This window comes from Pseudaquabacterium terrae (assembly GCF_013266755.1).
Taxonomy (GTDB): domain Bacteria; phylum Pseudomonadota; class Gammaproteobacteria; order Burkholderiales; family Burkholderiaceae_C; genus Pseudaquabacterium; species Pseudaquabacterium terrae.
This window is the reverse complement of the sequence record NZ_JABRWJ010000005.1, coordinates 259,950-272,609: the sequence shown is the minus strand read 5'-3', so window position 1 is coordinate 272,609 and position 12,660 is coordinate 259,950. Positions and strand designations below refer to the sequence as shown.

The 12,660-nt window shown below is 71.6% G+C and carries 12 protein-coding genes; 6 read left to right on the top strand and 6 right to left on the bottom strand.

Annotated features, from left to right (window positions below; genetic code table 11):
* Positions 1 to 42 precede the first annotated feature (42 nt).
* Entirely contained in the window at positions 43 to 780 is a 738-nt protein-coding gene (locus HLB44_RS17245; protein WP_173124742.1) for a substrate-binding periplasmic protein, read from the top strand.
* A gap of 15 nt (positions 781 to 795) precedes the next feature.
* On the opposite strand, the gene HLB44_RS17240 is transcribed toward HLB44_RS17245, so the two are convergent.
* Positions 796 to 3,399: a M1 family metallopeptidase gene (locus tag HLB44_RS17240; protein ID WP_173124740.1), complete on the bottom strand. Its 2,604-nt coding sequence runs from the start codon at positions 3,397 to 3,399 to the stop codon at positions 796 to 798.
* 42 nt (positions 3,400 to 3,441) lie between these two features.
* On the opposite strand from HLB44_RS17240, the gene ligA reads away from it, so the two are divergent.
* The 3 genes from ligA (at position 3,442) to HLB44_RS17225 (ending at position 8,087) form a co-directional block, all read left to right on the top strand.
* On the top strand, positions 3,442 to 5,475 hold the full coding sequence (ligA, locus tag HLB44_RS17235) for an NAD-dependent DNA ligase LigA (protein WP_173124738.1): 2,034 nt from the start codon (positions 3,442 to 3,444) through the stop codon (positions 5,473 to 5,475).
* A gap of 54 nt (positions 5,476 to 5,529) precedes the next feature.
* Positions 5,530 to 6,069 carry a peptide deformylase gene (def, locus tag HLB44_RS17230; RefSeq protein WP_173124736.1) on the top strand — a complete coding sequence of 180 codons (540 nt, stop codon included), beginning with the start codon at positions 5,530 to 5,532 and terminating at the stop codon, positions 6,067 to 6,069.
* A 95-nt stretch (positions 6,070 to 6,164) separates the two neighbouring features.
* Positions 6,165 to 8,087 (top strand): DUF6600 domain-containing protein, encoded by a 1,923-nt coding sequence (locus HLB44_RS17225; RefSeq protein WP_173124734.1) that lies wholly within the window; start codon positions 6,165 to 6,167, stop codon positions 8,085 to 8,087.
* Between the two features lie 46 nt (positions 8,088 to 8,133).
* On the opposite strand, the gene HLB44_RS17220 is transcribed toward HLB44_RS17225, so the two are convergent.
* The gene (locus HLB44_RS17220; RefSeq protein ID WP_246312318.1) at positions 8,134 to 8,796 is read right to left on the bottom strand and encodes an arylesterase; all 663 of its coding nucleotides are present in this window, start codon (positions 8,794 to 8,796) and stop codon (positions 8,134 to 8,136) included.
* Here HLB44_RS17220 and HLB44_RS17215 point away from each other — a divergent pair.
* Positions 8,795 to 9,466, top strand: coding sequence for an ABC transporter ATP-binding protein (locus tag HLB44_RS17215; RefSeq protein ID WP_173124730.1), 672 nt, complete (start codon positions 8,795 to 8,797; stop codon positions 9,464 to 9,466). The genes HLB44_RS17220 and HLB44_RS17215 overlap by 2 nt on opposite strands.
* Here the strand turns inward: HLB44_RS17215 and HLB44_RS17210 are convergent.
* Positions 9,459 to 9,752, bottom strand: a complete 294-nt coding sequence (locus HLB44_RS17210) for a hypothetical protein (protein WP_173124728.1) — start codon at positions 9,750 to 9,752, stop codon at positions 9,459 to 9,461. The genes HLB44_RS17215 and HLB44_RS17210 overlap by 8 nt on opposite strands.
* 117 nt (positions 9,753 to 9,869) lie before the next feature.
* Here HLB44_RS17210 and HLB44_RS17205 point away from each other — a divergent pair, with 117 nt between their 5' ends.
* Positions 9,870 to 10,769, top strand: coding sequence for a LysR family transcriptional regulator (locus tag HLB44_RS17205; RefSeq protein WP_173124726.1), 900 nt, complete (start codon positions 9,870 to 9,872; stop codon positions 10,767 to 10,769).
* Positions 10,770 to 10,803: 34 nt separating this feature from the next.
* Here HLB44_RS17205 and HLB44_RS17200 read toward each other — a convergent pair whose 3' ends face one another.
* From HLB44_RS17200 to HLB44_RS17190, 3 genes are all read right to left on the bottom strand, one after another.
* Positions 10,804 to 11,616, bottom strand: coding sequence for a peptidylprolyl isomerase (locus HLB44_RS17200; RefSeq protein WP_173124724.1), 813 nt, complete (start codon positions 11,614 to 11,616; stop codon positions 10,804 to 10,806).
* Between the two features lie 89 nt (positions 11,617 to 11,705).
* Positions 11,706 to 11,978: a BolA family protein gene (locus HLB44_RS17195; protein ID WP_173124722.1), complete on the bottom strand. Its 273-nt coding sequence runs from the start codon at positions 11,976 to 11,978 to the stop codon at positions 11,706 to 11,708.
* Position 11,979: 1 nt separating this feature from the next.
* Positions 11,980 to 12,642: a septation protein A gene (locus tag HLB44_RS17190; RefSeq protein WP_173124720.1), complete on the bottom strand. Its 663-nt coding sequence runs from the start codon at positions 12,640 to 12,642 to the stop codon at positions 11,980 to 11,982.
* Positions 12,643 to 12,660: the final 18 nt, after the last annotated feature.

Here is a 12,660-nt window from a genome sequence, read left to right as displayed (position 1 = left end):
GGGGTCTTGCCAGCGGGCCCTGCGCAGGACTCCAATGGCGCGATGAAGCGCTGTGCCGTCTGCACGCTGCTGCTACTGCTGCTCGCGGCGGGCGTGGCCTGCGCGCAAGCGACGCTGTTGCTGACCACCGAGGAGTCGCCGCCGTACAACCTGCGCCAGGGGCAGGAGATCGGCGGCAGCAGCACCGAGAAGGTCCGCGAGCTGATGCGGCGCGCGCGCCAGCCGCACCGCATCGAGCTGTTGCCGTGGAAGCGCGCCTACGAGCTGGCGCTCGAGCAGCCCGACACCTGCGTCTACTCGACCACCCGCACCAGCGAGCGCGAGGGGCTGTTCAAGTGGGTCGGGCCGATCGCCTTCAACGAGTGGGTGCTGTTCGGGCGCAGCGAGGGCGGCATCCGGCTCAGCACGCTGGAGGATGCGCGGCCCTACGTGATCGGCGCCTACCTCGGCGACGTGCGCGAGGAGTACCTGCGCTCTCGGGGCTTTCGCGTCGAATCGGTGCCGAGCGACGCGCAGAACCCGCGCAAGCTGGCGATGGGGCGCATCGACCTGTGGGTGTCGGGGCGCTACGACGGGCCGCTGCTGATCGCCGAGGCGGGCTTGACCGGCAGCGTCAAGGCCTTGCTGACCTTCCAGCGCACCGAGCTCTACCTGGCCTGCAACCGGCAACTGCCCGATGGGCTGATCGGCGAGCTCGGCCGTCATGCGGCGGCGCTGTGGCGCGAAGGGCTGGCGGCGGCGATCGATGCCCGCTACGAGCGCGCCGCGACGCCGCGCTGACGGGCCCGGTCGGTCTCACGCCGGCGCGCCGGCCTGGTGCGCCCGCCAGGCCGCGCACAGCCGCACCGCTTCGAGCGTCTGCGCCAGCGTGCGGCTGCCGCCCGCGTAGCGCGGCGCGTGGCGCGCGAAGGCGCGCTCGATGCGCTCGGCGTCGCCCGTGCTGCACGACTGGTTCAGGTAGCTCGGCAACCACGCGGGTTCGTCGCGGCCCATGCGGCGCGCGAGCTGCGCATGGCGGCCGCTGAGGAAGGGCAGCAGCCCGTCGCGCAGCGACGGTGTCTCGTTGTGCGCGGCCAGCACCGCATGGCCGACTTCCTGGTAGTCCAGCGCCGGATCGAGCAGCAGCTCACGGGCGCGTTGCGCGAGCACCGGGGCGCGGAAGTGGCCGAGCGCGGCGAACAGCTCGATGCGCTCGCTGCCGTCGCTGGAGCGGCGCGCGGCGCTCAGCATCGTGTCGAACAGCGCGGCGTCGCCGTCGATCGCGGCGGCGGCCAGCAGCGACGAGCGGTTGCGGCCGATCGGCAGCGGCTGGCCGCGCAGCCAGGCCTGGGCGTGCAGGCCCGCGGCGGCGCGCAGCACAGAGTCGGCGCCCAGGTCGGCGACCAGCGGCACCAGCAGCGCGCGCAGCTGCCGCTGGTCCTCGCCGTCGGCATCGGCTTCGAGCCAGCCGAGCGCGCGTGCCCGTTCGCCGAAGGCGCGCTGCCAGCGCGCGGCGCTGGCGACCGGATCGAGCGCCGCGGCGACCGGCTGCGCCTGCAGCAGCACGCGCGCCGCCTGCTCGACCACCGCGCGGTCGGCATGACGCGCAAAAGACTCGGCCATGGCCAGCAGCTCGGCCAGCGGCAGCTCGCCGGCTTCGCTCAGCGCCGCGGCGTCGTCGAGGCCGGCGAGCACCTCGGCCGCGGGCAACTGCGGCAGCGCCATCAGCCGGCGCAGCGCCGCCGGCTCCTGCGCCACGCGGTAGTAGCCGATGCCGCCGGCGTTGGCCTGCACCCAGGCCGGGCAGGCGGCGTCGGGCAGGTTGATCGTCTCTTCGGCCGCCTGCAGCAGGTGGCGCGTCAGGCCGCCCGGCGTGCGGATCAGCATCGGCAGCTGCCAGCGCGCCGCGCCGGCGGCTTCAGCCGCGCCCAGCGGCTGCAGGCGCGATTGGGCGAGCCGCAGCCGCGGCCGTTCGCCATCGCACTGCAGCTGCACGGCGACGCGCGCCATGCCGGGCTGGCCGATGAAGCTGCGCAGCGCGGCCGGCAGCGCCGGGTCCTGCTGGCCGAGCGCAGCGAAGAAGTGATCGGCGCTTGCGCTGCCCCAGGCGTGGCGATTGATGTAGCGGCGCACGCCGTCGCGAAAGCGCTCCGGCCCGAGCCACTGCTCGAACATCGCCAGCACGACCTGGCCCTTCTCATAGGTGATCGCATCCCACAGGTGGGCGAAGTCGTCGTCGCTGCCCACCGGCTGCTGCACGCGGCGCGTCGACGGCAGCCGGTCGCTGCGCATCGCGCGTGCACGCGCCGCCTGCAGGTGCTCACCACCCTCGTCGGGTATCAGCTCGGCGGTGATGCGCTCGCCGAGCCACGAGGCGAAGGACTCGTTGAGCCACAGGTCGTCCCACCAGGCCATCGTCACCAGGTTGCCGAACCACTGGTGCGCGATCTCGTGCGCGGCGAAACCGATGTAGTTGCGCTGGAACGCGGCGTCCGGTGCGCGGCCGGGCGATGGCGCGTTCAGCAGCAGCGGCAGCGCGAAGGTCACCAGCCCCGGATGCTCCATCGCGCCGAAGCTGCCGGGCACGCTGAGCCCCAAGTTGTCGAGCTTGGTGAACGGGTAGGGCTGGCCGAAATAGTCTTCCAGCCGCTCGACGATGCGCGCGGTGATGCCGGCAGCGAAGGCGGCTTCGGCGGCGCGGCCTCGCGGCGTGATGAAGCGCACCGGCACCGGGCCGGCCGGTGGGGCATCGAGCACATCGAACGGCCCGACGCCGAAGGCCAGCAGGTAGCTCGGCAGCGGCGGCGTCGGCTCGAAGACGATGCGCTTGAAGCCGGGCGCCGCGGCTTCCTCGCGCTGCACCGGCATGTTGGCGAAGGCCTGCAGCGCCTGCGGCACCGTCAGCGTCAGTGACCACGGCAGCTTCCAGCCCGGCTCGTCGAAGAGCGGGAAGGCCAGGCGCGCGCCGATCGGCTGGAACTGCGTGTAGGCGTACCAGTCGCCGCCGTCCAAGCGCCGGAACAGGCCGTTGAATTCCTTGTCCTGCAGCCGGCCGCTGAAGGCCAGGCCGAGCAACGCGCGGCCGGCCGGGACGGCTTGAGCGAAGCGCAGCTCGATGCGGTCGCCGCCGATCGCCTGCACCCGCGCGGCATGGCGGCGCGCGCCGAGCTCGACCCACGCGCTGCGCACCTGCAGCTCGCGCGCATGCATCACGATGCTGCGCTGCGGCTGCTTCAGCTCGATCGTGATCTCGACCTCGCCGCTGTGCGTCGGCCGCGCCGGGTCGACCGTCAGCGCGAGCTGGTAGGCCAGCGGCCGCACGCCCTCGGGCAGGCGCACCGGCGCCGGTGCGGCGGCGACCATCAGGCTGCAGCACAGCAGCAGGCAGGCAGCGGCGAATCGTCGGATCAAGTCGGCCATCGGCGGCTGGGGCAGGGCAATCGGCCACTCTACACTGCACCGATGTCTCGGAATCCCACTCGCCGCGCCGCCGAATTGCGCGACCTGATCGACTACCACGCGCAGCGTTATTACGTGCTCGACGAGCCCGAGATTCCGGACGCCGAGTACGACAAGCTGTTCCAGGAGCTGCAGGCGCTCGAGGCCGCGTTTCCCGAGCTGGCGACGCCCGATTCGCCGACGCAGCGCATCATCGGCGCGGTGCTCGAAGGCCTGCAGCCGGTGCGCCATGCGGTGCCGATGCTGTCGATCGAGACCGAGCGCGACACCTCCGAAGCCGCGGCGCGGCGCTTCGATGCCCGCGTGCGGCGCGCGCTCGAACTGGCCGACGATGCGCCGCCGGTGGCCTATTCGGCGGAGCTGAAGTTCGACGGCCTGGCGCTGAACCTGCGCTACGAGGCCGGCGTGCTGGTGCAGGCCGCGACGCGCGGCGACGGCGAGACGGGCGAGGACGTCACGCACACCATCAACACCATCCGCGAGATCCCGAAGCGGCTCAAGGGCGCGGCGAAGACCAGCGTGATCGAGGTGCGCGGCGAGGTCTACATGCGGCGCGACGGCTTCGAGCGGCTCAACGAGCAGCAGCGCGAGAAGGGCGAGAAGACCTTCGTCAATCCGCGCAATGCGGCGGCCGGCGTGGTGCGCCAGCTCGATGCGCGCATCGCAGCGAAGCGGCCGCTGTCGTTCTTCGCCTACGGCCTGGGCGAGGTGCGCGACTGGAGCGCGCCGCCGACGCACAGCGCGACGCTGCAGGCGCTGGCCGATTTCGGCGTGCCGGTGAATGCCGAGCGCGAAGTGGTTCTCGGCGCCGACGGCCTGGTGGCCTACCACGCGCGCATCGGTGCGCAGCGCGACGCGCTGCCCTTCGACATCGACGGCGTGGTCTACAAGGTGAACCAGCGCGCGCTGCAGGAGCGCCTGGGCTTCAAGACGCGCGAGCCGCGCTGGGCGCTGGCGCACAAGTACCCGGCGCAGGAGCAGCTGACGTTGCTGCGCGGCATCGAGGTGCAGGTCGGCCGCACCGGCAAGCTGACGCCGGTGGCCAAGCTCGAGCCGGTGTTCGTTGGCGGAACGACGGTCAGCAATGCGACGCTGCACAACGTGTTCGAGCTGCGCCGCAAGGACGTGCGCATCGGCGACACGGTGATCGTGCGCCGCGCCGGTGACGTGATCCCCGAAGTGGTCGGCCGCGTGCCCGGCGAGCGCCAGGGTCACGTGCCGAATTTCCGCATGCCGCGGCAGTGCCCGGTCTGCGGCAGCGCGGTGATGCGCGAGAAGGGCGGCATCGACCACCGCTGCACCGGCGGCCTGTTCTGCGCCGCGCAGCGCAAGCAGGCGCTGCTGCATTTCGCCGGCCGCCGCGCGATGGACATCGAGGGCCTGGGCGACAAGCTGGTCGACCAGCTCGTCGATGCCGGGCTGATCCGCACGCTGCCCGAGCTCTACAAGCTCGGCGTCGCGAAGCTGACCGCGCTCGAACGCATGGGCGAGAAGAGCGCGCAGAACCTGGTCGCCAACTTGGAGCGCAGCAAGCAGACGACGCTGCAGCGCTTTCTCTACGCGCTCGGCATCCGCCAGGTCGGCGAATCGACGGCGCGCGACCTGGCGCGCCACTTCGGCGGCATCGATCGTCTGATGGAGGCCTGCGAAGAACAGCTGCTCGAAGTGCCCGACGTCGGGCCGATCGTCGCGCGCAGCATCCATGCGTTCTTCGACCAGCCGCACAACCGCGAGGTCGTCGAGCAGCTGCGCGCGGCCGGCATCGCCTGGGACGAGCACGACGGCAAGGCGGCCCAGGCCGGCCCGCAGCCGCTGGCCGGCAAGACGCTGGTGCTGACCGGCACGCTGCCGACCTTGAGCCGCGACGAGGCCAAGGCGCTGATCGAGGCGGCCGGCGGCAAGGTGTCCGGCTCGGTGTCGAAGAAGACTCACTGGGTGGTCGCAGGCGACGAGGCCGGCAGCAAGCTCGACAAGGCGCGGGAGCTCGGCGTCGAGGTGCTCGACGAGGCGGGCCTGAAGGCCTTGCTCGAAGGATGAGCGGCCAGGCTCGACAATTGCCGTCCCCACTCTGACTGCAAAGGTGATGCCGGCATGGCGATTCGCGAGATCCTGAAGATGGGCGACGAGCGCCTGCTGCGCGTCGCGCAGCCGGTGCGCGAGTTCGGCACGCCCGAGCTCGACGCGCTGGTGGCCGACCTGTTCGACACGATGGCCGCGGCGCAGGGCGCCGGGCTGGCGGCGCCGCAGATCGGCGTCGACCTGCAGCTCGTGATCTTCGGTTTCGAGCGCAACGAGCGTTACCCCGAGGCGCCGCCGGTGCCGCAGACGGTGCTGATCAATCCGGTGATCACGCCGCTGTCCGATGCGCTCGAGGAGGGCTGGGAGGGCTGCCTGTCGGTGCCGGGGCTGCGCGGTGTCGTGCCGCGTTTTGCACGCATCCGCTACACCGGCTTCGATGCACGGGGCCAGCGCATCGAGCGCGAGGCCGAGGGCTTCCATGCGCGGGTCGTGCAGCACGAATGTGATCACCTGATCGGCCGGCTCTACCCGACGCGCATGACCGACCTGCGCAAGCTCGGTTTCACCAGCGTGCTCTTCCCGGACCTCGACGCAAGAGCCGGCGACGATTGATCGCCGTGTAAAGAAGTTCGACGCCGCGGCCCGCCGGTCAGCGCTCGCCGCGCGGCCGGCGTTGTGCCGCTATGAGCTGCCTAGGAGCCACGTCGATGAACGCTGCCTGGATCAACCGCGCCCGGTCGTTCCTGCTGGCCACGCTGGTGGGCGTGGTGCCCTTGTGCGCTGCAGCACAGAACACCGTCGACGAACCCGACTGGCCGGGCCGCGTCGGCCGGCTGGTCGAAGTGCAAGGCAGCGCCCGCCTGCTCGACCGGGGCGACCGCCAGTGGATCGCCGCCACGCCGAACTACCCGCTGACCAGCGGCGATCACCTGGTCACCGACCCCGGCAGCCGGCTCGAGCTGAGCATCGGCTCGACGCAGGTCCGGCTCGACAGCGCCACCGAGCTGCAGTTGCGGCGCATCGACGACCACGGCGTGGTGTTGCAGCTCGACCAGGGCAGCGTCGCGCTGCGCATCAGCTCGGCCGAGCTGGCCGCGCAGGTCGAGGTGGTGACGCCCGAGGGTCGCTTCCGCCCGCGCGAGCCCGGCCACTACCGCATCGATCGCCAGAACGAGGCCAGCCACGCCACTGCCTGGCGCGGCACGCTGCGCTTCGAAGGCCGCGAGCAGGCCGAAGGGCGCGAGCACATCCTGATCGTCGGCCGCGGCCAGCATGCCGAGCTGTGGCTGCAGGGGCCGTCGCAGCGGCTGCAGCAGCGCTGGCTGGAGACCGAGCGCGACGCCTTTTCGGAATGGGTGGCGCAGGACGAGCGCGCCTACGAGCGCAGCGAGACCGCGCGCTACGTGTCACCCGAGATGACCGGCGCGGAAGACCTCGACCAGCACGGCCGCTGGCAGACGCACCCCGAGTACGGCGGCGTCTGGATCCCGACGGCGGTGCCGGTCGACTGGGCGCCGTACCGCAGCGGCCACTGGGCCTGGATCGCCCCGTGGGGCTGGACCTGGGTCGATTCGATGCGCTGGGGCTTCGCGCCGTTCCACTACGGCCGCTGGGTGCACTGGGGCCGCCGCTGGTGCTGGGTGCCGGGGCAGCGTGTCGCGCGGCCGGTGTTCTCGCCGGCGCTGGTCGCCTGGGTCGGCGGCTCGCATGGCTCGATCGGCGTGACGATCGGCGGGCCGGTGGGCTGGATTCCGCTCGGACCGCGTGACGTCTACCACCGCTGGCACGGCCGCAATCACGACGGTTGGCGCGACGGGCGCCGCGATGGACGCCGCGACGACCGCCACGATGACCGCCGCCGCGACGGCCGCGTGCCGACCGGCCCGATCATGTACACCAACCAGGGCGTGCCGGGAGCGGTGACGACGGTGGCGCCCGATGCGTTCTCGCAAACTCGGCGTGTCGTGCCGGTGGTCGGCCGGCATCACGAGGACGGCGGCCGGTCGCTGCCGACGCGCGGCCGGGAGCCGACCTCGCCGCTGATGGCGATCGCGCCGCCGGCGGCGCCGGCCGGGCGCACGCTCGCACCGCAGTTTCCGGCGCCCAGCGCAGTTCCGCAGCCGGCGCCGATGACGGCGCCGCCGGTGGCGGTCATGCCGCAACGGCCCTCCGGCCCACCGGTGCAGACCGAGCACCCGCTGCGGCGCGACGGCGCGGTGCAGCGCGGCGCGCAGGCCGATCGCGACGACGAGCCGACCGCTGCCCGGCCACAGCCCGGCCGGCGCGGCGAGCCGCAGCTCGTGCATCCCGGCCATCGGGCCGCCGTGCCCCAGGCGCAGGCACCGGCGCCGCAGCCGGTGGCCGCGCCTCGGCCGGCACCGCAGCCAGCGCCGCAGCCCGCAGCGGCGCCGCCGGTGGTCGTCCAGGCGCCGCCGGCCGCCGCGCCGGCCGCACCGCCCGCAGCGCTGATGCGCGCCCCCGCGCCCTCGCCGGTGCTGACGCCGCGCGGCGAAGCACCGCGCGGCCAGCAAGCGGCTCAGCCGGCGCCGCGCGAGTCGCGCGACGAAGAGCGCCGCCAGCGCGCGCCCGAGCAGCGCGGGGGCATGCGCGAGCGCACGCAGATCCAGTAAGCCTCGTTCAGCCGATTCCGGGTCGCCCGGGTCCGCGGTGTCGGGGTCAGCGCACCCAGGGCTTCAGCACCGGCCAGACATTGGCCAGCATGCGCGGGTGCGCTTCGGCGGTGGGGTGGATGCGGTCGGGCTGGAACAGCCGCTCCGGCTGCGGCCCATCGGTGACGCCTGCGAGCAGGAACGGCACCAGCGCCGCGCCTTCCGCGCGCGCGACGCTCTCGAACAAGGCCGCGAAGTCCTGCGTGTAGCGGGCGCCGTAGTTCGGCGGCACCTGCATGCCGACGATCAGCACCTTCGCGCCGGCGGCCTTGCCGGCGCGGGCCATCGCCTGCAGGTTGTCGCGCGTCATCGCCAGCGGCAGGCCGCGCAGCGCGTCGTTGCCGCCGAGCTCGATGACGAGGTGGCTCGGCTTGTGTGCTTTCAGCAGCGCGGGCAGCCGCGAGCGGCCGCCGGAGCTGGTGTCGCCGCTGATGCTGGCATTGACCACGCTGGCGGGCAGTTTCTCGTCGGCGAGCTTGCGCTCCATCAGCGCGACCCAGCCGCTGCCGCGGGCCAGGCCGTACTCGGCCGACAGGCTGTCGCCGAGCACGACGATCGTGCGCGCCGGTGCGGCGCACCACGCTCCCTGTGCGGCGGCCGCCAGCGCGAGCACGCTACAGTGCCGCAAAAATCCGCGCCGCGCGCCGTACCGCGCCCATCCATCCTTCATGACCGATCCCATCATCGCCGTCGATCACGTCACCCGGCAGGTGACCGATTCCACCGGCACGCTGACGATTCTCCACGACATCGATTTCACGCTGCGGCCGCGCGAGTCGACGGCGATCGTCGGCGCGTCGGGCTCGGGCAAGAGCACGCTGCTGGCGATCATCGCCGGGCTCGACCTGCCGACCGCGGGCACCGTGCGCCTGGCGGGCACCGATCTCTTCACGCTCGACGAGGATGCGCGTGCCGCGCTGCGCGCACGCCAGCTCGGCTTCGTATTCCAGAGCTTCCAGCTGCTCGGCCACCTGAGCGCGCTGGAGAACGTGATGCTGCCGCTCGAATTGCTCGGCCGCAACGATGCGCGCGCGAAGGCCAGCGAGATGCTCAAGCGCGTGGGCCTGGGCGAGCGGCTGGCGCATTACCCGCGCACGCTGTCCGGCGGCGAGCAGCAGCGCGTCGCGCTGGCGCGCGCCTTCGTCGTCGAGCCCGCGGTGCTGCTGGCCGACGAGCCGACCGGCAGCCTCGATTTCGCGACCGGCGAGCGCGTGATGGAGCTGATGTTCGAGATGAACCGCGAATCGGGCACGACGCTGGTGCTGGTGACGCACGACAGCGGCATTGCCGGGCGCTGCGACCGGCAGCTGCACATCGAGGCCGGGCGGCTCGTCAACTGACCGAGGCCGCGCGGGGCGCCGCCGTGATCAGGCTGTGCGCTTCGTGCAGCGTGCGCTTCGGATGCACGCCCGGCGGCAGGTGCGGCGCGACGCACCGGGCGAAGAAGCGATCGGCCTCGGCCTTCGAGCGCCACACTTCGACGACGCGCCACTGCCCGTCGACGACATAGGCGCTGTGCAGCACGAAGCCGTCGGCCTGCCGCGCCAAGTCGGCCAGCGCGTTCAACATGCCGTCGTAGCCGGCTTCGGTCTGCCCGCGGACTTCGACGTTGACGATGACGGCCATGGCTTGCTCCGTTGGATGGGATGCGCCGATCGTCGCGGCGCGGCGCGGCGGTGTCGATTGCCCACCGCCGCACAGCCCTTGTGCGCAGATCCCCGGGCCGGTTCTAGACTGCAGCGCATGCCTGCCGCCGACGAGCTCGACTGGAACGATCTGCGCTACTTCCTGCGTGCGATCGAGTCGGCCACGCTGTCCGGCGCTGCGCGGGCGATGGGGGTCGACCACAGCACGATCGGCCGGCGGCTGTCGGCGCTGGAACGTGCGCTCGGTGCGCCGCTGGTGATCCGTGCGCCCGATGGCTTGCACCTGACGCCGCTGGGCGAGCGCTTGGCGCCGCTGGTCGAACAGGTCGAGCGCGCCGTGCTCGCCGTGCAGACCGGCGCAGCAGCCAAGGACGCGCGCGTGCGCCTGGCCATGCCGACCGGATTCACGAAACTGCTGAGCGCCAACCTGGCACGCCTGCGCACGGCGTATCCGCGGCTGGCGCTCGAATTGCTGGCCAGCGCGCGCATGGTCGACTTGAAGAAGGGCGAAGCGGAGCTCGCGATCCGCTCCGGTCCGGTCGGCGACGAGGACCTGATCGCGCGGCCGCTGTGCGAATCGGGCTGGTCGCTCTACGCGTCGCCGGCTTACCTGGCGCGCCGCGGCGTACCGGCCGATGCGGACGATCTGCGCGGCCACGACGTCATCGGCTACGACCTGGTGCTGGCCGACGTGCCGGCCGCGAAATGGCTGGAGCTGCACATGACGGGCGCGACCCTCGTGCTGCGCAGCCGCGAGATGACGGACATGCTGGCGGCCGCGTTGAGCGGCGCCGGCCTCGCGTTGCTGCCCTGCCTGATCGCCGATGACGATGCCGGCCTGCAACGCGTGACGCCCCGGGTGCTGGCGACCCGCGAGCTGCTGCTCGTCTATCCGCGTGAAGCGCGTCTTGCGCCGCCGGTGCAGGCGGTGATCGGCTTCGTGATCGAGGTGATGCGGGAAAACGCCGCGCGCATCGGCGGCACGGCGGCCGGCTGATCGACCCGGCCGCCGGGCGGCCGGGGAGCGCGGATTACTGCGCCGTGAACTTGTAGTCGGTCTTGGCGCCCTTGCGCAGGTCGTCCTGGTACTTCTGCAGCTTGACCTGGGCGATGCGCTGCAGGATCTGCGGCTTCACCGCGTCGAACTCCGGGAACTGCGCGTCGCGGGTGTCCTCGAGGCGGATGATGTGCCAGCCGAACTGGCTCTTCACCGGCGCTTCGGTCATCTCGCCCTTCTTCAGCGCGGTCATCGCCTTGCCGAACTCGGGCACGTAGTTGTCGGGCTTGGCGAAGTCGAGGTCGCCGCCGTTCTGGCCGGAGCCCGGATCCTTGGACTTCTCCTTGGCCAGGTCCTCGAACTTGGCGCCGGCCTTGATCTTGGCGATCAGTTGCTTGGCCTCGTCCTCGTTCTCGACCAGGATGTGGCGCGCGCGGTACTCGGTGCCGCTGGCCTGGGCCTTGAACTTGTCGTACTCGGCCTTGGCTTCGGCGTCGCTGACCGGATTCTTCTTCTTGAAGTCCTCGAACAGCTCGCGAATCATGATGCTCTGGCGCGCCAGTTCCATCTGCGCCTTGTAGTCCGCGTTGGTGGCGATGCCCTTGCGCTCGGCTTCCTGCGCGAAGATCTCGCGCAGCACGACCTGGTCCTTGGCCTGTGCCTGCAGTTCCGGCGTCACCTGCTGGCCGGCGCGCTGCGCCTGCTGCACCAGCATGTCGAGCCGGGCCTTCGGCACGGCCTTGCCGTTGACGACGGCGATGTTCTGGGCCTGGGCGGCCAGCGGCAGCAGCAGGGCGGCAGCGGCAGCAGCGATTGCTGCGCGCACGGCAGAAGGCTTGGCGATCATGGCGTTGGAAGGTCTTTCGGGATATTGCGGCGCCGGATGCGGCTGCGCGGGGAGGAAATGCGGCGGGGAGGGGCTTGCGGCGGCGGCTTTCAGGCTTCTTCCGGCGAGCGCGCCTCGATGGCCAGCGCGTGGATGCCCTGGGGGATCACCCGGCGCAGGGCATCATACACGAGGCGATGTCGGGCAATTCTGCTCAGGCCGGCCATGCGCTCGCTGACGATCTTGACCGTCAGATGCGAGCCTTCGCGGGCGCCGGCATGGCCGGCATGCAGGTGGCTGTCGTCGATGACTTCGAGGCTTTGCAGCGGGGACAACGCCTCGCGCAGCACGCGCTCGACTTCTGCGGCGGTGACGTGCGGCATGTCAGGAGCTTTCGGGACTCTTGGCCGTCGCGCCTTCGGGGGAAGCGGGTTCGTCCTCGATGTACTTGGCCAGGTAGAAGCCCTGCGCCAGCGTGAAGGCCAGCATCAGCCCGACGCCGCCGAAGAGCTTGAAGTTGACCCAGGCGTCGCGGCTGAAGCTGTACGCGACCCACAGGTTCAACAGGCCCATCAGCCCGAAGAAGGCGATCCACGCGACATTGAGCCGGCGCCAGACATGCTCGGGCAGCGTGATCTGCTCGCCCAGCATCAGCCGCAGCAGGTTGCGGCCGAAGACCATCTGGCTGATCCAGAACGACAGGCCCATCGCCCAGTACAGGCCGCTCGGCTTCCACTTGATGAAGGTGTCGTTGTGGAACCAGATCGTCAGGCCGCCGAGCACGACGACCAGGCCCAGGCTCAGCCACAACATGAAGTCGACCTTCCTGCCACGTGCCTTGAGCCAGCCGACCTGGGTCAGCGTGGCGATGATGACGACGACGGTGGCCAGCATCACCGGCGCATCGTCGGTGCGCACCTGGCCGCCGGCGACCAGGAAGCCCAGGTGCTCGGTGGCGAAGGCCGCCGCGGCATCAGGGTAAGCGCCGGCGATCTTGTACGCGGCGAAGAACAGGATGATCGGGAGGAAGTCGAACAGCAGCTTCATGCGGCGGGGAGTGTAGGG